Origin of the sequence: Mucilaginibacter angelicae, from assembly GCF_042434235.1 — a bacterium.
Classification (GTDB): Bacteria; Bacteroidota; Bacteroidia; order Sphingobacteriales; family Sphingobacteriaceae; genus Mucilaginibacter; species Mucilaginibacter angelicae.
In genome coordinates this window covers 305,794-331,076 of the sequence record NZ_JBHLTS010000017.1, presented here as the reverse complement: position 1 = coordinate 331,076, position 25,283 = coordinate 305,794, and the positions used below count along the sequence as shown (strand labels likewise).

At 44.3% G+C, this 25,283-nt stretch carries 21 protein-coding genes and 1 riboswitch; of the genes, 8 read left to right on the top strand and 13 right to left on the bottom strand.

Annotation, left to right across the window (positions count from 1 at the left end; all coding sequences use genetic code 11):
* Positions 1 to 245: 245 nt before the first annotated feature.
* Positions 246 to 656: a cupin domain-containing protein gene (locus ACFFGT_RS06300; RefSeq protein WP_377021659.1), complete on the bottom strand. Its 411-nt coding sequence runs from the start codon at positions 654 to 656 to the stop codon at positions 246 to 248.
* Positions 657 to 729: 73 nt separating this feature from the next.
* On the bottom strand, positions 730 to 2,028 hold the full coding sequence (locus ACFFGT_RS06295; protein WP_377021658.1) for an epoxide hydrolase family protein: 1,299 nt from the start codon (positions 2,026 to 2,028) through the stop codon (positions 730 to 732).
* A gap of 236 nt (positions 2,029 to 2,264) precedes the next feature.
* Here ACFFGT_RS06295 and ACFFGT_RS06290 point away from each other — a divergent pair, with 236 nt between their 5' ends.
* The gene (locus ACFFGT_RS06290; protein ID WP_377021657.1) at positions 2,265 to 3,056 is read left to right on the top strand and encodes a CHAD domain-containing protein; all 792 of its coding nucleotides are present in this window, start codon (positions 2,265 to 2,267) and stop codon (positions 3,054 to 3,056) included.
* Between the two features lie 234 nt (positions 3,057 to 3,290).
* Here the strand turns inward: ACFFGT_RS06290 and ACFFGT_RS06285 are convergent, their stop codons facing one another.
* The 3 genes from ACFFGT_RS06285 to metE all read right to left on the bottom strand — a co-directional run bounded on the left by ACFFGT_RS06285 (position 3,291) and on the right by metE (position 7,191).
* A complete protein-coding gene (locus tag ACFFGT_RS06285) occupies positions 3,291 to 4,349 on the bottom strand; it encodes an acetylxylan esterase (protein ID WP_377021656.1) in 1,059 nt (352 codons plus the stop codon).
* Between the two features lie 58 nt (positions 4,350 to 4,407).
* Positions 4,408 to 4,824, bottom strand: coding sequence for a 6-pyruvoyl trahydropterin synthase family protein (locus ACFFGT_RS06280; RefSeq protein WP_377021663.1), 417 nt, complete (start codon positions 4,822 to 4,824; stop codon positions 4,408 to 4,410).
* 66 nt (positions 4,825 to 4,890) lie between these two features.
* Positions 4,891 to 7,191 carry a 5-methyltetrahydropteroyltriglutamate--homocysteine S-methyltransferase gene (gene metE / locus ACFFGT_RS06275; protein WP_377021655.1) on the bottom strand — a complete coding sequence of 767 codons (2,301 nt, stop codon included), beginning with the start codon at positions 7,189 to 7,191 and terminating at the stop codon, positions 4,891 to 4,893.
* A 153-nt stretch (positions 7,192 to 7,344) separates the two neighbouring features.
* A riboswitch (cobalamin riboswitch) is annotated at positions 7,345 to 7,542 on the bottom strand.
* Positions 7,543 to 7,719: 177 nt separating this feature from the next.
* Here metE and ACFFGT_RS06270 point away from each other — a divergent pair.
* Both ACFFGT_RS06270 and ACFFGT_RS06265 read left to right on the top strand, forming a co-directional pair.
* The gene (locus tag ACFFGT_RS06270) at positions 7,720 to 8,181 is read left to right on the top strand and encodes an Lrp/AsnC family transcriptional regulator (RefSeq protein ID WP_377021654.1); all 462 of its coding nucleotides are present in this window, start codon (positions 7,720 to 7,722) and stop codon (positions 8,179 to 8,181) included.
* A 339-nt stretch (positions 8,182 to 8,520) separates the two neighbouring features.
* On the top strand, positions 8,521 to 9,618 hold the full coding sequence (locus ACFFGT_RS06265) for a glycosyltransferase family 4 protein (protein WP_377021653.1): 1,098 nt from the start codon (positions 8,521 to 8,523) through the stop codon (positions 9,616 to 9,618).
* On the opposite strand, the gene ACFFGT_RS06260 is transcribed toward ACFFGT_RS06265, so the two are convergent.
* Complete coding sequence (locus ACFFGT_RS06260; RefSeq protein ID WP_377021652.1) at positions 9,549 to 10,664, bottom strand: glycosyltransferase family 4 protein; 1,116 nt, start codon at positions 10,662 to 10,664, stop codon at positions 9,549 to 9,551. The two genes, ACFFGT_RS06265 and ACFFGT_RS06260, sit on opposite strands and share 70 nt — an antisense overlap.
* A gap of 238 nt (positions 10,665 to 10,902) precedes the next feature.
* Between ACFFGT_RS06260 and prpB the strand changes: the two genes are divergently transcribed.
* Genes prpB through ACFFGT_RS06245 form a run of 3 tightly spaced genes read left to right on the top strand, consistent with a single transcriptional unit; the run spans position 10,903 to position 14,451 of the window.
* Entirely contained in the window at positions 10,903 to 11,805 is a 903-nt protein-coding gene (gene prpB / locus ACFFGT_RS06255; protein WP_377021651.1) for a methylisocitrate lyase, read from the top strand.
* Entirely contained in the window at positions 11,795 to 12,949 is a 1,155-nt protein-coding gene (prpC, locus tag ACFFGT_RS06250; protein WP_377021650.1) for a bifunctional 2-methylcitrate synthase/citrate synthase, read from the top strand. Before prpB ends, prpC begins: the two co-directional genes overlap by 11 nt.
* A 50-nt stretch (positions 12,950 to 12,999) precedes the next feature.
* The gene (locus ACFFGT_RS06245; protein WP_377021649.1) at positions 13,000 to 14,451 is read left to right on the top strand and encodes a bifunctional 2-methylcitrate dehydratase/aconitate hydratase; all 1,452 of its coding nucleotides are present in this window, start codon (positions 13,000 to 13,002) and stop codon (positions 14,449 to 14,451) included.
* Between the two features lie 236 nt (positions 14,452 to 14,687).
* Here ACFFGT_RS06245 and ACFFGT_RS06240 read toward each other — a convergent pair whose 3' ends face one another.
* From ACFFGT_RS06240 to ACFFGT_RS06220, 5 genes are all read right to left on the bottom strand, one after another.
* On the bottom strand, positions 14,688 to 16,466 hold the full coding sequence (locus ACFFGT_RS06240) for a phospholipase D-like domain-containing protein (protein WP_377021648.1): 1,779 nt from the start codon (positions 16,464 to 16,466) through the stop codon (positions 14,688 to 14,690).
* A 204-nt stretch (positions 16,467 to 16,670) separates the two neighbouring features.
* Positions 16,671 to 17,303, bottom strand: a complete 633-nt coding sequence (locus tag ACFFGT_RS06235) for a response regulator transcription factor (protein ID WP_377021647.1) — start codon at positions 17,301 to 17,303, stop codon at positions 16,671 to 16,673.
* Positions 17,290 to 18,108, bottom strand: coding sequence for a sensor histidine kinase (locus ACFFGT_RS06230; protein WP_377021646.1), 819 nt, complete (start codon positions 18,106 to 18,108; stop codon positions 17,290 to 17,292). Before ACFFGT_RS06230 ends, ACFFGT_RS06235 begins: the two co-directional genes overlap by 14 nt.
* A complete protein-coding gene (locus ACFFGT_RS06225) occupies positions 18,072 to 18,734 on the bottom strand; it encodes a hypothetical protein (RefSeq protein ID WP_377021645.1) in 663 nt (220 codons plus the stop codon). Before ACFFGT_RS06225 ends, ACFFGT_RS06230 begins: the two co-directional genes overlap by 37 nt.
* A gap of 9 nt (positions 18,735 to 18,743) precedes the next feature.
* Entirely contained in the window at positions 18,744 to 19,151 is a 408-nt protein-coding gene (locus tag ACFFGT_RS06220; protein ID WP_377021644.1) for a hypothetical protein, read from the bottom strand.
* A 168-nt stretch (positions 19,152 to 19,319) separates the two neighbouring features.
* Here ACFFGT_RS06220 and ACFFGT_RS06215 point away from each other — a divergent pair, with 168 nt between their 5' ends.
* Together ACFFGT_RS06215 and ACFFGT_RS06210 are read left to right on the top strand one after the other, a co-directional pair.
* Positions 19,320 to 20,078 (top strand): hypothetical protein, encoded by a 759-nt coding sequence (locus tag ACFFGT_RS06215; RefSeq protein WP_377021643.1) that lies wholly within the window; start codon positions 19,320 to 19,322, stop codon positions 20,076 to 20,078.
* 10 nt (positions 20,079 to 20,088) lie between these two features.
* Positions 20,089 to 21,492: a hypothetical protein gene (locus ACFFGT_RS06210; protein WP_377021642.1), complete on the top strand. Its 1,404-nt coding sequence runs from the start codon at positions 20,089 to 20,091 to the stop codon at positions 21,490 to 21,492.
* A gap of 182 nt (positions 21,493 to 21,674) precedes the next feature.
* Here the strand turns inward: ACFFGT_RS06210 and ACFFGT_RS06205 are convergent, their stop codons facing one another.
* Both ACFFGT_RS06205 and ACFFGT_RS06200 read right to left on the bottom strand, forming a co-directional pair.
* Entirely contained in the window at positions 21,675 to 24,350 is a 2,676-nt protein-coding gene (locus tag ACFFGT_RS06205; RefSeq protein ID WP_377021641.1) for a carboxypeptidase regulatory-like domain-containing protein, read from the bottom strand.
* Entirely contained in the window at positions 24,347 to 25,279 is a 933-nt protein-coding gene (locus ACFFGT_RS06200; RefSeq protein ID WP_377021640.1) for a GLPGLI family protein, read from the bottom strand. The genes ACFFGT_RS06205 and ACFFGT_RS06200 overlap by 4 nt, the downstream gene beginning before the upstream one ends.
* Positions 25,280 to 25,283 lie beyond the last annotated feature (4 nt).

The following is a 25,283-nucleotide window of genomic DNA, read 5'->3' as shown; positions in this document are numbered from 1 at the left end:
TTGCCCGGTTGGCAAACCCTTTGGAAAGGTTATTCATTTTTTCAATCCTTAGTAATCGGATTTAACTATGCTAACAACAGCTCATAATTTTGTGGGTTAACTTTAACTCGCAGAGGACCCTGAGGTTCACCGCGTTCTAAACATCAAAAACGAATCTGCATGGCGTATACATCAGGGTCCTCTGCGAGAGACCCTGATGGGACGTTACTTAAATCTGTGAGAGACCCTGATGGAACGTTAAGCCCTTACTTAATTAACGTAACAAGTGGCTTATCTTTTTCAACAATATAAGTAGCAAGCTCACTTGCTTTGGTGCTACCAACATTTTTTACCGAATGCACAACACCGTAAGGGATAAATAAAACATCGCCGGCTTTAAGTGTTACCGGTTGCTTGCCTTCTAACTGGTATTCCAGTACACCTTCAAGTACGTAAATAATTTCTTCGCCGGGGTGTTTGTGTTGTGGGTAAGCTTGTCCCTTTTCAACATCTACGCGTACCTGTACCATTTCACGGCCGGGAGTGCTGAGGTCATGCCGCTGCAACTCGGTGCGGCCTGATGCGGCTTGCTGTGCAATAACGGATGAGGGAAGTGTAAAAACTGCAAGGGCAGCAATAATGATGGCAGCAGCCAGTTTGTTTTTGTTGGTTTTCATAACTTTTGGTTTTAATTGTTACAACTTTAGTTAAAAACAGGCAACGCAATTGCTGCGTTGCCTGTTAAGGAAATTAACGTAGCGATTTGAATGCTGCACGTAATTCTTCTGCAAATAATTGTGGTTGTTCCCATGCGGCGAAGTGCCCGCCTTTGTCAACCTCGTGGAAATAGGTAAGGTTGGGGTAGGCGCGACGGGCCCAGGTTTCGGGGGCACGGTAAACATCCTCCGGAAATACGGTGATTGCTACCGGTAATTTGATATCGGCGGTTTTTTGTGCAGTGGCGCTTATCGGGCCGCGACCGGCATTTTCCCAATACAGGCGTGCAGCCGAAGTACTGCTGTTTGTGAGCCAATACAAAGTAAAATCGTCCAGTACTTCATCTTTTGTAGGGTATTTGTTAGGGGCGTCACCGTATGTCCATTGTGAAAAGCCGGGATGGATCAGCAACCAGGCTGCAAGGCCGGCCGGTGAATCTGTTAAGCTGTATCCAAGGGCCTGCGGCCTCGCAGTCATTATGATACCATATGCAGCAGATCCTGTTTTTCTGTAAGTGCTTAGCGCATTATATACGTCACGTTCTTTTTCGGAAAGTCCGGCTGGAGCGGGACCACCGGCGTTAAGTGCTGCATCTATCTCGGCGGGTATTGTTGCCGGTAAATTGAGGTGAATGCCTGCCAGGCCTGCGGGGGCCTGCCTGCCCATTGCCTCGGTGATAACAGCACCCCAGTCGCCGCCCTGTGCTACATAACGGGTGTATCCAAGCCGTTTCATAAGTACATCCCATGTGCGGGCAATACGTTCGGGTCCCCAGCCGGCTTCAGTTGGTTTACCTGAAAAACCATAACCCGGCAGGGATGGGATCACTACATCAAAGGCATCCTCAGCCCGGCCTCCAAATGCCGTAGGGTTAGTAAGCGGGCCGATGATCTTGAGCAGTTCAAACACAGAACCGGGCCAGCCATGTGTAATGATGAGCGGTAAAGCATTTTTATATGGAGAACGCACATGGATAAAGTGGATGCTCACCCCATCAATAGTGGTTGTGAATTGCGGCAGGGCGTTTAGTTTTTCTTCCGCCTTGCGCCAATTGTAACCAGTACCCCAATAATTTACAAGCGGCTGCAATTTTTCCAATTGAGCACCTTGTGAACGGTCGGCAACGGTTTCATGGTCTGGCCATCGGGTTGCTGCAATGCGGTGTTTAAGATCAGTGAGTTCTTTTTGGGGGATATGCACCTTAAAAGGGCGGATAGTTTCGTTTGATAATACTTCACCCGAAGCTTTGGTTTGTGCTTGTCCGGATGTGCTATGCACCATGAAAGCGCCTGCTATAAAGGTGCTTACAAGGAGTTTTTTTGCATTTTTCATTGTTTGAGCTTTTAATTTTTGGTAAAACTACAGCCGGAAACCACCCGTAATGAAGCACCATATTGGCGAAGCAGACTAAATTATCCTCCAGGCAGACATCTCTGCTCCTGAAATAGTCAGGTTAAGGCAACAATGAAAAAAATTGGAGGCAGGTAGTATACGCAGTGGCAAGTAAAGAAATGCTTTGTCCATATTTATGCGTATCTTGGTTTAGTAACAATTGTGAATAACTCTACATGAAACTAAAAGAAGAACTGGCATATTTTAGAGGTGAATGGACGGGCCTCCGTTTGCACCTGAAAGCTTTTGATAAAAAAGGCAAACAGGAGGACCTGCACCGGTTTAGGGTACAAGTAAAAAAACTGCGGGCTTTTTTGGTGCTGGCCGATAGCGGTGTAGCTGCGGGGCAATTGCAGAAGGAATTGAAGCCCGTTCGGAAGTTATTTAAAGCTGCCGGAAATATCAGGAACGCCTATATAAACCTTGAATTAATAAAGTTATTACAGCCTTCTTTCACAGAGATAATGCAAGATCAGCGCAGCCTGATGAAGCGATCTGCACATGACTTCCGGGCAGGTGCGGGTAAACACCTGCAACGGCTGCGCCGGGCACAGCGCAAACTTAAAAAGGCTATCCCAAAGCTCAACGATGTTCATATTGATTTTTACTACAGGCAGCAACTGGAGCAGATTGCGGTTTGCCTGGCGCCTCCTTATGCTGATACTTCCCTGCACGCCTGTCGCAAGCAATTAAAAATGCTTATCTATAATTATAAACTGGTTAAACCGGTGCTCAACCAGCCTTTTAATGAAGCTTACCTGGATGAAGTGCAGAATGTTATAGGCGAATGGCACGACAAACAAGTTGCCATTGATTTGTTTTCGACCGGAGGCACTGAAAATGATGGATTGGTAAATGCATTGAGAAAGGAAAAGTCAAAGTTGAAACGTCAGCTGACAGTGCTGGTTAAGGATTTTTATAATAAGGCGACTACGGTAAATGAATTGCCGCTGGAACAAATTGATTAATATTTAAAGAAGCTGTTTAAAATTGATATTATTCATTGCCGTTGACTTTAGTCAACGGTAAGAGGAGGTGGCATTGCGGGCTTTAGCCCCAATATTCAAGTGGTACTTCGGCTAAAGCCCTTTGTTTTTCGTTCATTAATCCGTTGACTGAAGTCAACGGCAATGATTTTATATTTTTCATAAATAATCCGGATCAAATTTAAACAGCATCTAACAAGTAGCAAGGTTATTAAACTACAGCCACTTACTAAACCAATCCAGTGTCATTTTAAAATGCTCCGGCGTAGTGGTATGGAATAATTTTGGGGTTACATCCCGCTTAATTTTATCAGTTGCGTTTTTTGATGTGTACGCCTGTAAGGCCGAAGCATAGGCTATGTTTGCACCGGGCAATGGACAGTTAGGATCGTTTTCGGTTCCTACAATCAAGATAGGCCGTGGTGCCATCAGCCGTAACAGTGAGGGACAATCAAACTCGCCGGTAATATTGGGAAGCAGTTTATCCCATACAGCTTTTACGTTTTGTTTGTTTAAGGCCGAGTCGCCAAGATCTTTAGCAGCTTGCAGGTGAGCAGCCTGGATAGTGCCTGCGCGCCCCTGCCATTTATCGTTATCTAAGGACCATTTGAAACTTTGTACAGAAATATCCAGCACCACTACTTTTATTCGTTTATCTATTGATGCGGCAAGCCATGTCTCGATACCACCCATTGATATGCCGCCCATACCAATGCGATTGGCATCTACATCCGGTCTGCTTGCCAGGTAGTCGGTTACCCGCCAAAGGTCAAAAGCTGTATCAAACAAAAACGGATGGGTTTGGCGGGCTTTATCTTTGTTTTCCCAGGCAGCAGTGGCAGCAGCTACATATTCCCTGGAGCCATGCGCACCTCCGGCAATCCGTTCGCCGTGAAAGCGGGCATCGATAGCTACGCCGATGACCCCTCTTTTAACAAGCTGGTATAAGATCTTTTTGTTGTCCTCCTTTTTGCCTCCTGTACCATGTAAAAAAATCACAGCCGGGTATGATTTTGCACCAGTAATCGGTTTATAAATCAGGATGGGTACCCGTTCATTCTTTTCGCTGTAAATAAAACCATGCTCTATAATAACCGAATCCGTTTTAGTTACTTCAAAAGAGGGGTTTAACGGAACGCGCGGCCTTTCCAACAGTTTTTTAAAATCAGCTGCTGCCTTATCTGCAGGGGGATGGTTTACTTGCTGTGCTAATGAAACCAGTGAGCATAACGATAACAGAACACCTGTACAAAGTGCCTTGATCTTGAATGACATAGCGGGATTGATTTACAGGTACAATGTATAAAACATCCTGCTTAGTCAGTGTAACAATTTACCCGCCAAAATACTCTGCTGAATTATTTTCAGTTTCATGCAACCTCACCGAATGCAGAAAAACGCCTTCATTCACCTCTATCGGTGCTTGCAGCTGGTTAAAGATCTCCATACAAAGCAGTTCTGTAGTAGCCATTTTTCCTTTCAAAAAATCAACATCCAGGTTCAGGTTCTTATGGTCGAGCTTTTCGATCACGTGATCCTGTATGATCATCTTAAGCAGTTTCAAATCGATCAGGTAACCGCTTTCATAGCTGATTTCACCTTTAACAGTTACAAAAAGGTTGTAGTTGTGGCCATGCCAGTTGGGGTTTGCACATTTGCCAAATACGGCTTCGTTTTGCTCCGCGCTCCATTCTTCCCGGTACATCCGGTGCGCGGCGTTAAAATGTTCCCTGCGGGTAACATGTACAATCATGATTAACCTTCCTGTTTCAAAAAAGGACAGTGGGAGGCAACTCCCGCTGTCCTTAGTATTAAATTATACTTCTATAGAGATCTGCTCTCTTGCCTGTTTGGCTGCGGCTACCATGTTTTCTAAGGCAGCTTTTGTTTCAGGCCATTTGCGGGTCTTTAAACCACAATCCGGGTTTACCCATAAATGTTGAGCCGGCAGCAGGTCGGCTGCTTTGGCCAGCAGCGAGGCCATTTCTTCGGTAGTTGGTACACGGGGCGAATGGATATCGTATACGCCCGGGCCAATCTCGTTCGGATATTCAAAATGGGCAAAGGCCTGCAACAATTCCATTTGTGACCTTGATGTTTCAATCGTAATCACGTCGGCATCCATGGCCGCGATGTGTTCAATGATATCATTAAATTCGCTGTAACACATGTGGGTATGGATCTGGGTTTTATCCTGAACACCGCTTGCTGTGATCCGGAAGGCATTAACCGCCCAATCCAGGTAATGCGGGCGCTTCGCTTTGCGTAAAGGCAAACCCTCGCGAATGGCTGCCTCATCTATCTGCACAATGCCGATACCTGCTGCCTCTAATGCTAAAACCTCATCATGAATAGCAAAAGCGATCTGGTTGGTGGTAACATCTCTTGGCTGATCGTCACGTACAAACGACCATTGCAAAATAGTTACCGGGCCGGTTAACATGCCTTTCATTGGCCTGCTGGTTTGGGCGGCGGCAAATGTGCTCCAGCGTACGGTCATATCTTTCGGGCGGCTTACATCGCCATAAATAACCGGTGGTTTTACACAACGGCTGCCGTAGCTTTGTACCCAGCCGTTTTTAGTGAACAGGAAGCCGTTAAGCTGCTCGCCGAAATATTCAACCATGTCGTTACGCTCAAACTCACCGTGTACCAGTACATCCAGGCCAATCTCTTCCTGCCAGCGGATGGCATCAATGGTAGCTTGTTCTATTTCCTTTTCGTATTGTTCAAGGGTTAGGTCGCCTTTTTTAAACCTGGCGCGGAGCTGGCGGATATCATCCGTTTGCGGGAATGAACCGATAGTAGTAGTAGGGAATGACGGTAAATGAAAGCGCTCGCGCTGTATTTGCTGACGTACCGGGAAAGCACTTTGGCGGGTAGCATCAGCTGCAGTGATTGCGGCAACACGGTCTTTTACTACCTGTTTATGTACTTTTTGTGATGACCTCCTGCTTTCGATAGCTTTTTTGTTGGCTTCCAGCAAGTCATTATTTCCTTCAGTAATTTGTTTCAGTTCACTTACTTCGTTCAGTTTTTGTTTAGCAAATGCCATCCAGTTTTTAATTTCCGGATCGATGGCTGTTTCCAGGTCAAGATCTATCGGGCTATGCAGCAGCGAGCATGAAGGCGCAACGATCACCCTGTCGGTACCCAGTTTTTCAACAGCTTTTTGGATCAGGCTTACTGATTTTTCATAATCATTTTTCCAAACATTGCGGCCATCAACCACACCTATTGATAATTTAAGGTGTTCGGGGATCAGGGCAAGCACTTCATCCAGTTGTTCAGGGGCACGTACCAAATCAACATGTAGCGCTGCAACAGGAAGGTTAACCGCTAATTGTGTATTGTCCAATAGCGCTTCAAAATAGGTAGCTACCAAAAGCTTGACGCCGCTTACCCGGTTGGCAATTGCCCGGTAGGCAAATTCAAATGCTTCTTTTTCTTTTTTGGAAAGATCAAGCGCCAGGCAAGGCTCATCCAGCTGAATCCATTCGGCACCCTGCTGTTTCAGGCGGTTAATGATATCGATGTAAACAGGAACCAGCTTTTTGATCAGGTCAATGCGCTCAAAGCCCTGCTCTTTTTCTTTACCCTGCAGCAGGTAGCTTACCGGCCCAACCAGTACCGGTTTGGCTTTTTGTCCGAGTTGCTGTTTGGCGCTGTTGTATTCGCCAAACACGTTTTCATGAAAAATACGGAACTCCTGGTTTGCAGTAAATTCGGGTACGATATAGTGGTAATTGGTATCCAGCCATTTGGTCATTTCCATGGCGGTAATGTCGAGGCCGTCTTTCTGATAGCCACGGGCCATGGCGAAATAAAGGTCGATTTCGCTATTAGCTTTTACTTGTGACAGCACCGGTGAATAACGCTGAGGGATAACGCCCAGCATCAAACTGGTATCTAATACCTGGTCATAAAAGCTAAAATCATTACAGGGGATCAGGTCGATACCTGCGTCCAGTTGGGTTTGCCAGTTTTCTTCTTTGATCTTACGGGCGACTTCTTTCAAGTCTTTCAGATCGATTTTGCCTGCCCAAAATTGTTCGCAGGCTTTTTTTAGTTGTCGTTGGCTACCTATTCGCGGATAACCCAGGTTTTGCGTCAGCATTTCTTTAAAGATTTAATTAGAAAAACAGTTAAGTGTTTTTTACAAACTTTACAATGCTTCACGAAAAACAGGGCATACTGCAGTCTTTCATCCAGGCAGATTACTACCCATGAAAACCATCAGATCAGACCATTTGCTTTATTCAGCGAAAGCATTGTCCTTCCAAAATAGGCAGGTATCCTGGCTTATAACATTTCAGCCATCCTTCCCATCCGTTTGATACAGACAGTGGACATTGCCGGTTGAAATCTTTGGCGTTATTTACAGTTGCGCGACAGCCCGTGATTTGCACACGGTTCCCTTTTAATTACCCCTTGGCTAAAGGGGTAAACCTTTTCTGATAGAAAGTAAAGAACTATTGTTATGATTTTGTCCTATCTTAGGATTAAATTCTAAGCAAATCTAATAAGTTGGATTTAATAACTATATAATGGTGGTTAATTAGGTGTAAAAATCTAATTTTGTCATTATTTTAGATTGTTATACTTTGTTTGTATAGTAATCATCACAATAAAAGAAAATTATTCTATGGACGAACTGGACGACACGGACAAACAATTGCTCAAGCTACTGGGCGAAGATTCTGAAGTAACTATAAAAGAACTGGCAGCCAAAGTGAACCTTTCGCCAACGCCGGTTTTTGAAAGGGTAAAACGGCTGAAGGCGAATGGTTACATCAAAAAATATATCGCATTGATCGATGCTGAAAAGCTTAATTACGGGCTGATTGTTTTTTGCAATATCAAGCTGAAACAGCATGATAAAAGCATCGGTCATAGCTTTGTGACTGATATTATGAGCTTGAAAGAAGTTGTTGAATGTTATAATATTTCCGGAGATTTTGATTTTCTGCTTAAAGTTTATGCAAGGGACATGAAACACTACCAGGATTTTGTGTTCAACAAACTGGGCTCGGTTACAAGTATCGGCAGCACGCACAGCACTTTTGTGATGTGCGAAAACAAAAACTCTTATAATATCAATTTATAGCTATTAATCAGGCAGTCCGTAAACAATCTTAGAAGCTGTTAAAAAAATGCAAAATATTCATTGCCGTTGGTTTTAACCAACGGTAAAAAAAGTTAAAAGTTTTGGCTTTAGCCTAATTATGCAAGCGGATTTAGGCTGAAGCCCTTTTATTGCTACTCATTGTTCCGTTGGTTAAAACCAACGGCAATGATTTTAAAAATAATCGCAATCAATTTTAAACAGCTTCTTAGTAAAGTCAATTAAGATGTTTCCCGCCCGGCTGAAATGCCCCGGCAACCATTGCGCCCAACCTGCCGTATTTATCCACGTGCAGTTTGTTGGTATTTACACATATAATTGATGATTTACGTTTCAGTAACCTATGATTACTCTCCCGGATTTGACAAGGCCGAAAATTGGTTTCACCGCACCCGCGCTTACACCGGGATTTTGCAATGTTTAGGGGAAGCAGAAACAGTGATCAGCATAAAGGAAATTGATGTTGAAGGCACTATTACCCACAGAAATGTACAGCATGAGTTCGTCAGCTTCGGCAAAAAGAAAAGCTGGTTTCCTTTTAAGCGGAACCGCTTTATCAAAAGCCTGAACCCGGATGTGGTGCTTTTGCAGGGACTGCTTTATCCTTTACAGTTTTTGCAGTTACGCTTGCTATTGAACAGGCGTGTCAGGATCATCGCACAGCACCATGCCGAAAAACCTTTTAACGGTATTAAAAAATGGGTACAGCGGCTGGCCGACCATTATATTGATGCTTACCTTTTTGCTTCGCATGCACTTGGGATGACCTGGGTGACCAATGGAAATATATCCTCGGCCCAAAAACTCCACGAGGTAATGGAAGTATCATCCATTTTTTATCCTGTGGACAGGTTATTGGCGCAGGCAAAAACCGGCGCTAAAGGGCAACCTGTATTCTTATGGGTTGGGCGCTTAAATGCCAATAAAGATCCGCTGAACGTTGTAAAAGCCTTTCTGAAATTCATTCAGATCCAACCGGGTGCAAAGCTTTACATGATCTATCATACCGATGAACTGCTGGAAGAAATAAAAGCGCTCTTGAAAGATCATCATCAAAAGGAAGCCATCATACTGGTTGGACAGGTACCTCATGACGATCTCTTATACTGGTATAACAGCGCTGATTTTATAGTATCAGGTTCGCACTATGAAGGTAGCGGAACAGCTATTTGCGAGGCGATGTCATGCGGTTGTATCCCGGTGGTAACTGATATCGCATCATTCAGGATGATCACTGATAATGGCAACTGCGGCATTTTATATGAAGCAGGGAATGAAACAGCCATGCTGGCAGCATTGATAGCCGGCATGCAGTTAAACCGGCAGGAAAAACGTGTACTATGCCTCAATTACTTTAAAACCAATCTTTCCTTTGAAGCCATCGCCGGCAGGATCCGTACTGTAGCTGCTTCGCTTTGATCAAATAACTTTACCATTGCCTTTACGTTTCGTTCTATGGTGAAAGGCAAAACGCTTTGATAGGTGGTTTCCTGGCTTGTTAAGATCTTTTCCAGCCTTTTTACCATTGTTTGCTTGTCAGCAGCAATATGCCAGTTTTCAATCGCTGCATCCATCGGTTTTACAAAGCTTACTACCTGTGCCCCTGCATACAGGGCCTCCAGGCAAACAGCCCCGAACCCTTCGTAGTTGGACGTATGTACAAATACTTTAGAACGCTGCATCCATTGTAATACTTCATCATGGGCCAATCTGCCGGTAAAGGAAATATTATCAGCCAGGTCAAGCGCTGTCACCATTTTCTTTAAGTGCTTCATTTCTGATCCATCGCCAACAATCACTGCTTTTATATCAGGCATGGATATTTTCAGCATGGCAATCACTTCTAAAAAAACATTATATTGTTTTAATGGGATCAATGAACCGGCCCCGACAATATCAATATCCCGTTTTGCATAGGATTTCTTAAAACGCGTAACATCAATACCAACCGGGATAACATGCGCGGGTGTTATTCCATAGTTTTTAGTAAACTCCCGTACCAAAAAGTCAGACAAAGCGATCAATCTATCCGCAGTTGGCTTAGCTTTGGCGAAATACTTGTTTCCGGCCTTTGCATCCTGTCCCAACAGCCAGGTATAATGCTTTAAATCATATTTTTTTGCAAACATGTTACCTATATAGGCACATTTACCCAGCCAGAAACTCAGCATCCCAATGATGTGGGACTCTTTGTGCAGCTTATGCAAAACGGTAAGCACTTTGAGCCCGGTAAAACGCCGGATTATCCTGCTATTGCTGGGGTGGCCGAATGCAATAACCCTAACACCATGCCACTCATATTCACGGCTGAAAAAAGGATATTGAAAGGTAAGCACCACAATATTTAATTCCGGATGTAACTCTTTGAGCGCCTTCACAAAAACCTGCTGCGGCGGGATACAGGTACTGTCGCCTTCATGTTCGGGAAAGCCGGGTGTTAAAATGATCAGTGTTTTGTGCTTCATTAAAAAATAGCATTTAATGCTTTGCTAACCAGTATAAGTTTTTCAAAACATTGTAATTACTATTAGTTACGTGGAAATTTCATGCCCGGTTGCTTATTGAAAAACGTTTTTATAATGGTGCTGATTTAAAAACCCCATAGCTAAGAACCTGTTTGTTTAGATTTATTTTCTAACTTGCCTGCCGTTCTTTTGTTGAGTAAAAGAACTTAACAAACGTGCTTTTTCTAAAAAGTTTACGATGCAACCAAATAATCCTAAATCGCCGGGCCAAAAGTTCCGCGATGCCCTTCAAAAAGAAAAACCGCTGCAAATTGTTGGCGCTATCAATGCCAATCATGCTTTACTGGCACAACAGGCTGGCTTTAACGCTATTTATTTATCGGGCGGCGGGGTAGCCGCCGGGTCGTTAGGCATCCCCGACCTGGGCATTACAACCCTGGAAGATGTGCTGATCGATATTCAACGGATCACCAATGTGTGTGACCTGCCGCTTTTAGTAGATGTTGACACAGGTTTTGGCCCTTCTGCTTTTAATGTTGCCCGTACCGTCAAATCTTTGATTAAAGCCGGGGCCGCCGCGCTTCACATTGAAGATCAGGTAGGTGCCAAACGCTGCGGACACCGCCCGGGTAAGGAGGTGGTGAGCAAAGACGAGATGGTTGACCGTTTAAAAGCCGCGGCAGATGCCCGTACAGACGAACATTTTGTGATAGGTGCAAGAACAGATGCCTTTGCCAACGAAGGATTGGAGAAAACCCTTGAACGGGCTGTTGCATACAAGGAAGCAGGCGCCGATTTTATTTTTGCCGAAGCGGTTCCCGATCTGAGCTATTACCGGAAATTTGTGGAAGCAACCGGCATCCCGGTATTAGCCAATATTACAGAATTCGGCATGATCCCGATGTATACTGTTGAAGAACTTGGCGAGGCAGGGGTGGAGCTTGTACTTTACCCGCTTTCGGCATTTCGGGCCGCCAATAAGGCTGCCCAAAATGTATATCAGCATATCCGTACAGATGGCACCCAAAAAAATGTGCTTAATACCATGCAAACCCGCGAAGAGTTATATAAAAGCATAGGATATCATGCCTATGAGCAAAAATTAGACGACCTTTTTAAGAAGAACCAGGATGGAAAGTAATACTGAAAATACGTTCAAACCTAAAAAGAGCGTGGCTCTTTCGGGGGTTATTGCCGGTAATACGGCCCTTTGCAGTGTCGGAAAAAGCGGCAATGACCTGCATTACAGGGGATATAATATTCTTGACCTTGCAGACCAGGCCGAGTTTGAAGAAGTAGCCTACCTGCTCATCTATGGCACGCTGCCCAGCAAGCCGCAACTGGACAATTATAAAACAAAACTGAAATCCTTACGCGGTCTGCCAAACTCGGTGAAAAATATTCTGCAGCAGATTCCGGCAGCGGCACATCCAATGGATGTAATGCGTTCTGCCGTTTCGGCCATCGGCAGTATTCAGCCCGAAAAAGATGACCATAATGTTTCGGGTGCCAGGGATATTGCAGATAAGCTGCTGGCCTGTTTCAGTTCGGCATTGCTGTACTGGTACCATTACGCCCATAACGGCAAAATCATTGAGGTAGAAACCGACGACGACACCATAGGTGCGCATTTTCTTCACCTGCTGCATGGCCGCAAGCCTTCTGCATCATGGGAAAGGGCAATGCAGATCTCTTTGAACCTGTATGCCGAGCATGAGTTTAACGCCTCCACTTTCACCAGTCGCGTAATTGCCGGAACAGGTTCTGATATTTATTCGGCTGTTACCGGGGCTATCGGCGCATTGCGCGGGCCTAAACATGGAGGTGCCAACGAGGTAGCGTTTGATATCCAGAGCCGTTATAATTCGCCGGATGAGGCCGAAGAGGATATCCGTAAGCGCTTAGCCAACAAAGAAGTGATCATTGGTTTCGGACACCCGGTATATACCATCTCCGATCCGAGAAATGTGGTGATCAAAAAGGTTGCAAAAAAGCTTTCGGAAGAATCGGGAGATATGCTGTTGTTTAACATTGCCGAACGTCTGGAAACCCTGTTGTGGAACGAAAAAAAGATGTTCCCTAATCTTGACTGGTTCTCGGCAGTATCATACCACCTCATGGGGGTACCCACCTTGATGTTCACACCGCTTTTTGTAGTGTCGCGCATTACAGGATGGAGCGCCCATATCATCGAACAGCGGCAGGACGGGAAGATCATCCGCCCAAGTGCTAATTATATAGGGCCAGAAAATAAAGAGTTTGTTCCCTTGGAAAAAAGGAATTAGCGATTAACAGAAATCTTTGAATATAATAACCGAAAAATCTAAAATAATTCATGTCAGCCCATATCTCAAACGAAAGACCACAACCGGATAAAGTACTAACAGACATTGTAGATTATGTATTAAACTACGAAATTAAAAGTGACCTGGCCTGGAAAACGGCACACTACTGCCTGCTGGATACTTTAGGATGCGGGTTTGAAGCTTTAACCTATCCTGCCTGTACCAAACTGTTGGGCCCTGTTGTTAAAGGGACAATAGTACCAAACGGTGCAAAAGTTCCCGGAACATCATTCCAACTGGATCCTATCAAAGCTGCATTTGATATCGGTGCAATTGTTCGCTGGCTGGATTTTAACGATACCTGGCTGGCCGCAGAGTGGGGGCATCCCTCAGATAACCTCGGCGGCATATTAGCCGTTGCCGATTGGCTTTCCCGTACATTGGTTGCAGAAGGCAAGCCTGCATTGCTGATGAAGGATGTACTGGATGCCATGGTGAGAGCGCATGAAATACAAGGCGTACTGGCGCTTGAAAATTCATTTAACAAAGTGGGCCTTGATCACGTATTTTTAGTAAAAGTAGCTTCTGTTGCCGTAGTGGGGAGGCTGATCGGGCTAACGCGGGATGAGCTGATTAATGCAGTATCATTGGCCTTTGTCGATGGGCAGGCGTTACGCACCTATCGCCATTCGCCAAATACGGGCAGCCGTAAATCATGGGCTGCGGGTGATGCTACTTCAAGAGCAGTACGCCTGGCCTTAATTGCCCAAACAGGCGAAATGGGCTATCCTTCGGTGCTTACAGTCAAAACCTGGGGTTTTTATGATGTTTCGTTTAAAGGGAATGAGTTTAAATTTCAGCGCGATTATGGCTCCTATGTAATGGAACATATCTTGTTTAAAATTTCGTTCCCTGCAGAGTTTCATTCGCAAACAGCGGTAGAAGCAGCCATGACCCTGCATAATAAACTGAATGAAGCAGGTAAAACAACAGATGATATCAAAAAAATCACCATTCGTACCCACGAAGCAGCTATCCGTATTATTGATAAAAAGGGGCCATTAAACAATCCTGCTGATAGGGACCACTGTATCCAGTACATGATTGCCGTGCCTTTGATCTATGGAAGGTTAACGGCGGCAGATTATGAAGATAACATTGCTGCGGACATAAGGATTGATATACTGCGTGATAAAATGACCTGTGTGGAAGACCCGCAGTTTACCAAAGATTACCTCGACCCGGAAAAACGCTCTATTTCCAATGCCCTTACAGTAGAGTTGAATGACGGCACCATACTGGACGAGGTGGTAGTTGAATATCCAATCGGCCATAAACGTCGCCGGGAAGAGGGAATACCACAATTGCTTGACAAATTTAAAATCAACCTGGCCAGGATCTTTGACGAAAAGCAACAGCAAAATATTTTGAATGCTGCATTGGATTATGATAAGCTGGTGAATATGCCGGTTGATGAATTTGTAGATTTGATGGTGGTATAGACTATAGGTGTTCGGAAGAAATAAAAAAGCGATGGATTGTGCGATTCCCTCCCTTGGGAGGGTGTAGGGAGGGGTTCATTGATCGGCCTGTCGTTTGAAATGGCGTACAAACCCCTCCCTGCCAGTACACATTTCAGCCGCACCCCTCCCTCCCAAGGGAGGGAATTAAAAAAGCTTCCGAATAATGAAATATTCATAATAAAGGCTTCCCGTTTTGACTGGAAGCCTTTTATAATTTAGCACCATTCCTCAAGTTCCCTCAGGGTTCGGGTACTTTGCAGATAGCTGTTTTGCCAGGCCGGGTCGCTGTTAAGCTGGCTCCACGGCTTTTTGCCGGCAGCAAACGTGTCATGTACATAAGCACGCCAGCGATAGTGGGCATAAGTAGATATACAGGCTACCGCATAATGCTTTGCCAGTGCTTTGTTTCCGGCAATTACAACAAAATTTTCATCATTTGCCTGGCTGGCACTTGATGAAAAATTATGGGAGCCGGTAATAACAATTGGATGATCGGTAAAAGCATCTATAACAATCATTTTGGCATGTGTAATTGCGAAGCCGATCTTACTCAGAAATATATTCCTGGTAACTTCACCTACCCACCAGCCAAAATCATTACCTATTCCTTCCGGTTGCACAAGGTCGGTAGTATAAGGTTTATCTTTGTCTTCGTCCAATAACCTGAAGTTTTCCTGGTTGCTGGCAATTACAGTACTCACCACTCCCCGCACGTACATCCCGTTTTGTGCAGCCTTTTTTACGATACTTGTTAAAGGCTCACCTCCCGGCTGGAACATCACATACAGAATAGATTCTTTTGCATTATCGACCAGGTTTTGCAGGAACTTGATATCAACAGGAGTAACCTTCTTTGCAGCTTTGGCCGTCCTTGTGAACCATGCGCTTACGTTACCGATAGTTTTGGGAACATTGCCGTTAAAGGTCACCAGGTCTGGTGTAAAAGCGCTTCCGGCTTGCTGAAGTTTTTTCCAGTATTGGTAATATAAATCGGCTACAGCGGGATCTTTTAATAGTATACCGTTATTTAATTGGGTGCAGAGCCCTGTAGGCGACCAATTGGTACTGCCTGTCCATGCAGAAATCGCTGTATCTGTACGGTTATCAACAGTGATCAGTATTTTATTATGGCCTAAGCCCTCTTTAGCCAGCAACCGGTCTGATACATTTACGCCGGCTAACTTCAGGTCGCCCCGTACATCTTTGTTTTCATCAACGTAAGTAGTATGTCCTCCGGTTGTTTTTGTGTTGGCACCGTCCGATAGGATGATGTGTGCCCGCGGGCCTATTTGTTTCAGTTTACCTATCAGTTCAGGGTCTGACAACTCAAACAGTGCAGCATGAATATCCAGAAATGGATTTTGTATCACGGTATCCAGCAATTTAAGCAGGGCAATCCTTAATTCTCCGGATAGAAAAATCCGTAATGGTTCCTGGATTAATTTGACGTTATTAGAAATGTCATCAACTGTCCATTTTTTTTCGCGGGCTATCCTGGCTATGTATTGCGACATCACCGCTCCCCGGTTAAAATAAACTTCAATATCGTCGCCGGCGGCTGCACTCACATCAATCTTGTCGGTCCAGGATGACTTGGCGATTATCTGTAGTTTAGTTTTTCCGGGTATCGTATTTGCTCTCTTCCCCATACAGGAAATCCGGTAACGGACACTATCATTGTTATTTGCCCCATGTTCGGTCCAGCTATATCGTTGAAATGGCCAGATAGACGAGGGCTGTGAGAGCGACTCCGGTTTTTCAGGATCGACATTAGATGAATCAAATCCTACACGGTTGCGGAGGATTTCCGTTTTTCCCCACCTGGTTTTTACTTTTCTTTGTCTTTCAATCATAAACCCTAAACAGCCGTCTACAGGGCTGTCGGTATTCGTATTGTCGAGCGTGCGCCAGGTAAGCTGGACGTCATCACAGTTACTGCAGGCAGTAACCTTGATATGGATATCAGCAGGTTTTTTTAAAGATAAGGGTGACATGGTTATGAATTTAAGGTTGCAGGAATAATTGATATAAATATACCCAAAGATGGATTGAGTATGTTTGAATAATACAAACAATTATTAGTAAAAATTACCATAAGTATTTCATTATCTGTATGGTATTTTATGTGTGGTTGGTGTTAATGCCTGGGTTTATTGATGGCCGAATCCAGAAAATGAAGATTATGTAGATTGAGCAGGTCAAATTTGGTAAAGATCGTTTTTGATAGCATATAACACCAATCCTACGCGGGATTTTACCTGTAGTTTTATAAAAAGTGATTCACGGTGATTATCTACCGTTCTGGGGCTGATACACATTTTTTCAGCGATCTCTTTATAGGTTAGCTCGGAGCAGCAAAGTTTCAGAAATTCATTTTCTTTAGCTGAAATATTTACATCTGTGGGTTTAGCGAACGACCGGAACATTTTGCCGGATACCATTTCGTTAAGGTAAATACCCCGCTCTTTTAAGGCGATGACTGCAGCTCTCAATTCTATAGGATTACACTCTTTTAATACGTAACCACCAGCGCCCCTTTTTATCATTTTAATAACACTGTTATCGTCCTCGTACATACTCAGGGCAAGTACAGCAGTGGTTGGATGGTGTTCTTTCAGCCAGGCCGTGGTTTCATAGCCATCCATAACAGGCATGTTTACATCCATCAGGACAACGTCAGGTGATTTACCTGATTGAAACAATTCCTGCAGCTGTTTTCCGTTGCCGGTCTCACCTATAACCTCCAGCTCATCGTAGTCTTTCAGTAATGCGATCAGGCCGCGCCGGAAAAGCATGTGATCGTCTACTATAACTACTTTAATGGGTTTCATTTCCATGGTGCTCTTGATAAGGAACGTGTAAAGTAATGGAAGTGCCGGCTTCGGGAGTGCTCAGGATTTCGACGGTCGCGTTGATCATACCCGCACGGTTCATGATATTGGATAGCCCCATGTGCCCGGGCATCGCTGATTTTTCAGCAACATCGAAACCGCAGCCGTTATCATTAATTTTTAATGTCAGTTTTTCCGGCGAACAATCTATTGACACAGTAATAGTGGTAGCCTCAGCATGTTTCATAATATTATTAATGGCTTCCTGAAAAATGCGGAAGGTCATCAGTGCCCGGTTCGGATCAATGAGGTCTGCCCCCACATTGTCGGGGCAATCAATTTCGACAGATAAGGTGCCTGATTTGGCAAGCCATTGTAATTCGTGCCTGATAGAATTGATCAGCCCGTCTTTCAGAATTTGCTCTCCCTGGAGCAGTTTGCCCAGTAACCTGAGCTCCTGGATTGATTTGCTTGTTAGTGTAACAGCGGAGTCGACCTTTTCCCTGGTTTTTTCGGGATTGTGTTCGTCTATAGATTTAAGGGTGAGGTTAGTCAGGCTAAGTAACTGGCCAATATGGTCATGAAGGTCTGACCCAACCGTTTCCAGGGTTTGCTCATGCACTTCCACCCGCACCCTGGCAATTTCCGTTTCAAAATTCTGCTTCATCATAATCCTTTCGTCAGCATATTTCTTTTTTCGCAGATTATATTGGTTTACCAGCAAGATCAGGGTGATAGGTGCAAGTATAAAAACTGCGGTAATCAGTACTATAAAGAGTTCGAGTTCTTTTGTAGATATCTGCATCGGAAGGAGTAGCTCCGGAATGCATACATCAATGTGTTCAGGGCCATATAAATATACGAATAAAGCTTACTGCTTATATGTCCCTGTAAATGAAAAATAGCAAAAAGCAGGTCGGTTGCGAGCCCGCCAAAGTAATAGATTAACGCTCCTGTTGCCCACCAGAAAGGAGCGTGTTTACGCAGTACAACATATCCTTCACTTCTGATGAGAAGGTATATATACAGAAACCCATAAAAGGAGAACACCACCGACATGACAGTGATGGTGGTGTTCAGGTACTCCTGGGCAATAGGGTGTTTATAGCCTTCAAAAATGTAAGATCCCATGACCAATACCAGGCCGCCAATAACCAGCAAAAGCGGTTTTGTATAATCTTTTAAAATTTGATAGAACATACCGCTGACAAAAAAAGCTTCAGGGATAGTCAGTAGGTTATAAACCAAATAATTTTTTTTGCCCTGCCCGGTGATATTGAAATGCCTCCCCATTTCTTCAATAATGATTACGATCAGGAGGAATATGATATTGGCTTTCCACAATAAGTTATTTTCCTTTCGAAGAAAGATAATGGCTGAGACAAAACAAATAAGTTCCCAGGCAATAGTAACGGTTAGGTATTGCGTCATATCAGGTGTTTACAATTTTGTACCGGCACACTGGGGCTGGCATAATTCGCCCCGGTTTTCCGGTATTGCATGTATAGGCAATTGAAGGCCTTCAAAATAATCTTCGTGAAACTCTTTATTGTTTTCATCAACTGCCTTTCTGGTAGAAACAAAAACAACCGTGTTCTTCCCTTCATTCGAAGGATCCATGCCGTTTAAAGTATCTTGAGTATACTGGGCGAAATATACCCTTAAACCATCTGTCCCTGCGCCAATTAAACTTTCTGCTTTCAAAAGCGTAGTCAACTGGTCTATTTGGTCTAAACCAAACCATACTGATTTTGATACGCCTTTAGCGTCTGCGCCATAGGCTGCTACCATTTTTTGTGCATCAGCCTCGCTGATTTCACCAATTAAAGGTCTTGTTGTGAGTTCCATTTTTCTGTGATGTTAAATTGTTTAGGATCAAAGTTATTCCCTTTGGATTCTTCTAATATAGTGATAATTACGGTTTTATGTACCGGGAAAAATACCCCCTCCGTTTTGCGTTACGCCCCCTGAAATTGCTATTCGGTCCCCTGCAATTTTGTATAAAAAATTATCGCTATGGATCTTACATTAATTATGAAGCTGATCTCGATAGTACTCGCGATCAGCCTTGCCAGTGAAAGACTGGTAGCTTTTTTTAAAACTTTGATCCCGCCTTTGGCAGGGCCTCAGCCCCCAAACGTTGAACCGGAAAAAGGCCCGTGGGAGTGGGGCAGGAAGATCATCGTAATGTTAATCGCTTTTTTTGCTTCATGGATCGCTGCCGCCTTTCTCAATGAAAAGTTTGATTTAAGAGGTTGTTATTTGCTAAGTACTACGGGACCATGTATTCCTTTTGTTATCATCGCACTGATGGCTTCCGGCGGTTCTGCATTCTGGACAAACCTGCTCGGATACACAAAGGCCATTAAAGATATTCAAGGCGAAAAGATCACGCAGGAAAAAATTGCAACACAGCAGAAAAGTGATGCTTTTGCTTTTAGGAACAATGGTTTGCGGGCTTTTAGTGCGGCCGGCGGAACTATTGGAATAGTGAAGAAAACTATTCAGTTCGATGTAGCTTTTTCCGGCGGGATTGGTGGTAACCTGACTGTACAGTTTGAGAACGGACTGGGGATGCTAAACTTTTCCGGTGATGGAACTCAAACCCTGGATCTTCCGCAGCAGGCTTTAAATTATACTATTTCGGGTAATGCCCCAAACGGGCCGGGAGGTGGTGTGCAGCTCAGTATCTCGGGCGATGTCATCAGCAATTCACCACATAATTTCGGTTCCGGGATCATCTTGCCGAATGTTCAGTCCATGATCGTAACCTAAACTTGACACCATGAAAACTACATGTTTCAAAATGACCCTTATTGCGGTGTCGTTTGCTTGTACAGCTGCCGCGCAAGCCCCCGAAGCCATACGTGACAAAGCTTTAAAAGATGGCCACGCCTTCAATACCGGTACGTTTCAGGACATTTTGACGAATTATCTCCAGGTGGCGGCCAAAAACATTACGACTGATGAAAACGGCCTGCAGCTGAAACTGAACTGGTTTGAATTGAACAGTATGGCCGATAAGTATAGTAACGTCAACTTTTTGCGTACCGCATGGCAGCGAAATGGGGAATTCATAGGCGCACTTGGTGCGGATAAGGACTTTAAGGTCAAATCTTTTCAGCTTGGGCTTAATTATAATGTTTTGAATCGCCGCGATACCGCGATGGCTTTTTACGATAAAGTCTTTATTAAACCTTTTAATGAAGAAAATAAAATCCTGCTAAAGGCGGTTGCCCGTCAGCGTCCTACTGTGGTAAGTTTGATTGAGCCTAAGATTTCAGATTATATTAAAGGGCTTTATTCAACACGGAACCCGGTTACGGCAGAAAAGGCTAAAACTGATCTTACTGCCATTCTCCCCGGGCTTTTTACAGGAAAGCCCTCGGATCTGCAGGCAATGAATTACCTGTTGACGTTGGTAACGGTGGATATTAATAATGGTAGACCATTCAATGACAGCGTAAGTGTCAGGATCCATGTGGTTACAGATCACTTTGCCAATGAAATAATCAACGGTCCGATAAATGATTATATTCATAGCCTGGGCAAGTCGCCGCTTAAATTTAACGGCTATGTTACTGATGCCCAAGCTTCAGACCTTATGAAGTTTATTGATGCAGAAGTAAGAGGAAATGCTTTCCTTCATGACAGCCTCAAAGTTTCGACTTTGAAGGACCTGAATGAAAAGGTATTGACTGATTACACCGACCTTGTCAATTACGTCAGCCGTCAGCCCTTGCTAACATTCGGATATTTATACACTCATGGTAAAGGGACTCTATTATCCAGTCATGTTGCCGGTTTCAATTTCCTTTACGGCACGGGAGGATGGAAAGCTAAAAACAGCGGGCAGTTAAAGGCTTCCCTTACCGATACACTTAACAGCAATGATCCGACCGGTGCAGTCAGGAATTTTAAACGTAATATAATTGCCGTTCAGGCGGGTTACAACCAGGTACTTATAACCAGCGGTACAAAATCAATGGCAGAGCTGAGCGGGGCTGCAGAGCTTGACAAGGCTACCAGCGGTTTTGTTGTTGATGACAGAAAAACGAGATTTTATTTTAATGCTTCGATAAGGGGAAGGCTACCTTCAACGCCATGGTTAAAAGTTGATCTCAAATGGGATCCCAAAAATGGAAATGTATTTGGCCTGTTTGACTTTACCTATAATTTGGATAAGTAAACTCAATATTTTAAGTGAAAGGTGGGATTGGAAGGTGCAAAAGGCACATAACAGATGTGCCTTTTGTAAAAGAGTTTAAGAGTTTTGGTGCAATTAAAAACAAATGGACGGAATTATCTGAACACATTTATGGCTGCCTATATAGCATTCCCCACTCCAAAAAATCAAACAAAATCAACAACTCAAATATTAAACATCAGTTTGAGCAGTATAATCCTTCCCGGCAGGGTATACGAACTGGCCGTTAGCGTATTGGCTGTTAAGTAAAGCGCGTTGTAAGTTTTTACATTCAGAAAGTTGGCGGCGCTTAGCTCCAGGTCGGTTTTCCATTTTTCAATTCTCAATTTTGCCGTGGCGTCTGCAAAAAAGTATTTCAGGTCAGGGTTGCCCTGTTGGCGGGTGAAATAGTGTTCGCCCGATAATTTGAACTGCAAATTGGTAACAGGGGTATAATTGACCGAAGCCTGCTGAAGCAGCTGGTTGATATGATAAGCTGATGCTACGGCTGCCGAGTGGCTGTCTGTTTGGGTAAATGCGGCCTTATAGCTAAAGTTTACCTGCTCGTTCACTTTGGTATCGGCGCTTATATTAACAGTTTTGGAAGTAGTATTGAATGGCAGCAATGTATTATTCTGGATCTGCACCGATTTGTTACTTTGCCATTGTATGCCGCCACTAAAAGTGGTTTTTAATGCAAAGGAATATTTGCTAACCGTACTGCTCAGCGTCCACGAATCGGTGTTGTTTGGGTATGGCAATACCACACGCTGCTGCAGGTTGTTGGTGATCACTGCCGAAGCAATATTATTAGAAGAAGTATGGTTATAAGTAGCATTCAGGCTGACGAAAAACAAGGTAAGCGCCTTCCGGTAGTTAAAGCCAATGGCAGCCAGTTGGTTCTGCCGCTCGGTAAGGGCGGCATTATTGGCGTAAAGCGTCCGGTAGTCCTTCAGGATATAGCCCTGGTATATATCTTCTATGGTACCTGTTTCATTACGGTAACTGTAAAGAAAGGTTAGATAGTTCTCGAGCCCGGTTTGATATTTTACCCTTAATTGGGGGGTGAAATAAAGCCGTGTCAAACTCTTTTTTAATGAATACAAACTATCCGAATAGTCAATCTGCTGCAGGCTTATAGGCAGGGTCAGGTTTACTTTAAGGATACTGCCCGGCAAATCGTAAGCGGCTTCGGCATACAGTTTTTTCCTGTTCCAGTTTAAATGATTGATGGAACTGTCCGATTGCAGGTTAACCGTGTTGTTTGCCTGCACAACATTCAGGTTTGATGTCATGGTTTGCGATTGGATGTTGAAACCTGTTCTGAAACTTTGCGTAATGAAGTTCGATGGTATTTTGAAAGAGATATAGTTATTGGTGAACCAGGTTGGCACATTCACATTTTGCAGCAGCTGATTGTAGGGGACACTGTTATTAAATATCGCGTTGTTATAGTCCGGCCCGATTGTTCTGCTCTCCGGCTCGGCCGAATGACTGATATAAGAATAGGCCTGGATAATGTTGTTTGATCGCAGCGATTTGATGAGGTTAAACTCATTGGAAAAACTCAGCGCATTATCTCTGAATACCTGGTTTACCATGGTGCCGTTGGTGTTCAGGTCCGAATAATTGACCGACCTGTTATTATCCATCAGCAGCACATCGTTCAGGTAATATTTGTCCTGGTTAATATTCAAGGTGAATTGGGTATGCATTATATTTGGATAGAAACGGTTTTGCTGGGTTTCATTATAGCGTACAGTGTCGCCCGGCAAAAAGATAGTGGTGTGCTGGCTGTAATCCTGCCGCTGACTATCATGCAAATAATAAGCGTTGATTTTCAATTGCACATGGTTTTTAAAGTTGACCAGGTTATTGAGGTTGAGGAGCCCCGACCTATCAAACAAATACCGTTCACGGGATAAAGCCGGATCATTCACCGAACCAAGCGATAGCACGGTAGCCGGTACATTGTTATCGATCCGCTGCGTGTAATCAGCAAAATTGTGCGATACCAGGTCCTCCTGTAAATCGTTACCCGTGTTATTGCCTTTGAGGTAATTAATTGCCTTATACTTATCCTTAAACATCATGGCGTTCAAATTAACGTCGTAATTGCCAGGTAAGCCTGCGCCAATGCTCTCTTGCCCCACCATCTGTAATTTAGCACCTTTTTTGAAGCTGAGGTTGAGCGCCACATCGTCGCTCATTACTTTATTTTGGAGCACCTTAACGGGCTGATGGTTTTCAATCACCTGCACCTGATCAACCACGCCCTGCGGAATGGTGGATGTAGCAATATTGTATTTATCATCAAGCAGGTTATCGCCGCCGATGTACAGGTTGGAGATCGGCTTATTGTTATAGCTGATCCTGCCGTTGGCTGCAACCGTTATGCCCGGCAGCTTTTTGATCACATCGCCGATAACCCTGTCCTGTACGCTGCTGAAATCGGATACTTTGTAGCTCAGCGTATCGCCGCTTGTTCGCAGCAGCGGCCGACTGCTTTTAATCACTACCGCCTGTAACTGGTTGATCGAAGCAGATAAAATAAAATCGACCGGCGCCTGTAAATCCGTAATGCTTTTGCTTTGATTTTTATAGCCTATGCAACGCACCTCGATCACCAGGCCGCTCACCGGCGTATTGGCCGGGAGCGGCAAAGTATAAGTGCCTTTTACGTCAGAAATTGCATAGCTTATAATACCATTAGTAGCGCTGTTTTTCAGGTTGATACTAACATAAGGAACAGCCTTACCAGTGCTGTCTTTCACCGTACCGTGAATGTTTTGAGCAGCAAGCGGCGCCGAAAACAGTAAGGCAATAACCAGCAACCGGACGTGTTTTATAAACGTGCTCATTTCTTTTCGGGTAATTCGATCGGGTTATTGATCACAAGCGGCGGGCCTATCCTTACATCGATTTTTGGTGCAGGTCTGCTGCCGCTCTGGCCTGCCGATTGTGCATTTACCATCGACTGTGCAAAAGCATTAGGGTCTTTTCGCATAGCTTCCTGCAAATTGGCAAACTCCTTTTCGTTGGTTTTGATGGCCTTGGTGGGGATCTGGATGATATTAGGATCGCCATCCGTGTCATCCATGCCTATCATAACTGCCATTCGTCCCTGGTTATCAGAAGCCGGGTTAGCAGGATGGTCATCTTTTTTTGTGGAAATGACTGCTTTTTCAATCCCGTCAAATTTAAAATCAACTTCTTTTTTGCTATCATAAGCCTCCACAATTACCCCGGGAAGTCCGTTGAGTTTCCATGGGCCTAAATGCAGCGGCAGGTCAGGACTAAACCAGGCTGTGTAATCCCTTCCCTTAAAATGAGCTGTCGCTTTCTGGCAATGCAAACCGCCAAAGGTTGCTGTATCGCCGCTTATTTTCCAGTTAATGGCAGGCAAAGCCTCAGTTAGGAGATAATTATTGAACAGCAACGGTTCTTTCCTCACCAATTTTTTTTCGTTCGGAAACTGGTAATATTCTGCACCCGAACCTGATGATCTCCGCTGGATGTTTACGTGCCCGTCGGCCGAGTTGGCCAGCTGCTCCTGCACCTGTTTTTTGAACAGCGCATCCTGCAGTTGCTTATCATAGCTTTTGTAAGCGCCAGCGTTTTTACCTACAATCAAAACCATGTTCTCGGTGTAGGGGTGCTCCCGGTTGGTGGTGTCCCTGACATGGGAAAACTTGTAATGCACTAATAACTGTGCAGTGTCGGGCTTTTGCGCCTGGGTGGTCTGTAATGCTGCTATCAGTAATGTGCAGCATATTAAAGGTGTTTTCATGATA

Coding starts and splice junctions, on each gene's coding strand:
- ACFFGT_RS06300 (WP_377021659.1), bottom strand. CDS start 656: ATGAAAACCAACAAAAACAAACTGGCTGCTGCCATCATTATTGCTGCC.
- ACFFGT_RS06295 (WP_377021658.1), bottom strand. CDS start 2,028: ATGAAAAATGCAAAAAAACTCCTTGTAAGCACCTTTATAGCAGGCGCT.
- ACFFGT_RS06290 (WP_377021657.1), top strand. CDS start 2,265: ATGAAACTAAAAGAAGAACTGGCATATTTTAGAGGTGAATGGACGGGC.
- ACFFGT_RS06285 (WP_377021656.1), bottom strand. CDS start 4,349: ATGTCATTCAAGATCAAGGCACTTTGTACAGGTGTTCTGTTATCGTTA.
- metE (WP_377021655.1), bottom strand. CDS start 7,191: ATGCTGACGCAAAACCTGGGTTATCCGCGAATAGGTAGCCAACGACAA.
- ACFFGT_RS06270 (WP_377021654.1), top strand. CDS start 7,720: ATGGACGAACTGGACGACACGGACAAACAATTGCTCAAGCTACTGGGC.
- ACFFGT_RS06265 (WP_377021653.1), top strand. CDS start 8,521: ATGATTTACGTTTCAGTAACCTATGATTACTCTCCCGGATTTGACAAG.
- ACFFGT_RS06260 (WP_377021652.1), bottom strand. CDS start 10,664: ATGAAGCACAAAACACTGATCATTTTAACACCCGGCTTTCCCGAACAT.
- prpB (WP_377021651.1), top strand. CDS start 10,903: ATGCAACCAAATAATCCTAAATCGCCGGGCCAAAAGTTCCGCGATGCC.
- prpC (WP_377021650.1), top strand. CDS start 11,795: ATGGAAAGTAATACTGAAAATACGTTCAAACCTAAAAAGAGCGTGGCT.
- ACFFGT_RS06245 (WP_377021649.1), top strand. CDS start 13,000: ATGTCAGCCCATATCTCAAACGAAAGACCACAACCGGATAAAGTACTA.
- ACFFGT_RS06240 (WP_377021648.1), bottom strand. CDS start 16,466: ATGTCACCCTTATCTTTAAAAAAACCTGCTGATATCCATATCAAGGTT.
- ACFFGT_RS06235 (WP_377021647.1), bottom strand. CDS start 17,303: ATGAAACCCATTAAAGTAGTTATAGTAGACGATCACATGCTTTTCCGG.
- ACFFGT_RS06230 (WP_377021646.1), bottom strand. CDS start 18,108: ATGCAGATATCTACAAAAGAACTCGAACTCTTTATAGTACTGATTACC.
- ACFFGT_RS06225 (WP_377021645.1), bottom strand. CDS start 18,734: ATGACGCAATACCTAACCGTTACTATTGCCTGGGAACTTATTTGTTTT.
- ACFFGT_RS06220 (WP_377021644.1), bottom strand. CDS start 19,151: ATGGAACTCACAACAAGACCTTTAATTGGTGAAATCAGCGAGGCTGAT.
- ACFFGT_RS06215 (WP_377021643.1), top strand. CDS start 19,320: ATGGATCTTACATTAATTATGAAGCTGATCTCGATAGTACTCGCGATC.
- ACFFGT_RS06210 (WP_377021642.1), top strand. CDS start 20,089: ATGAAAACTACATGTTTCAAAATGACCCTTATTGCGGTGTCGTTTGCT.
- ACFFGT_RS06205 (WP_377021641.1), bottom strand. CDS start 24,350: ATGAGCACGTTTATAAAACACGTCCGGTTGCTGGTTATTGCCTTACTG.
- ACFFGT_RS06200 (WP_377021640.1), bottom strand. CDS start 25,279: ATGAAAACACCTTTAATATGCTGCACATTACTGATAGCAGCATTACAG.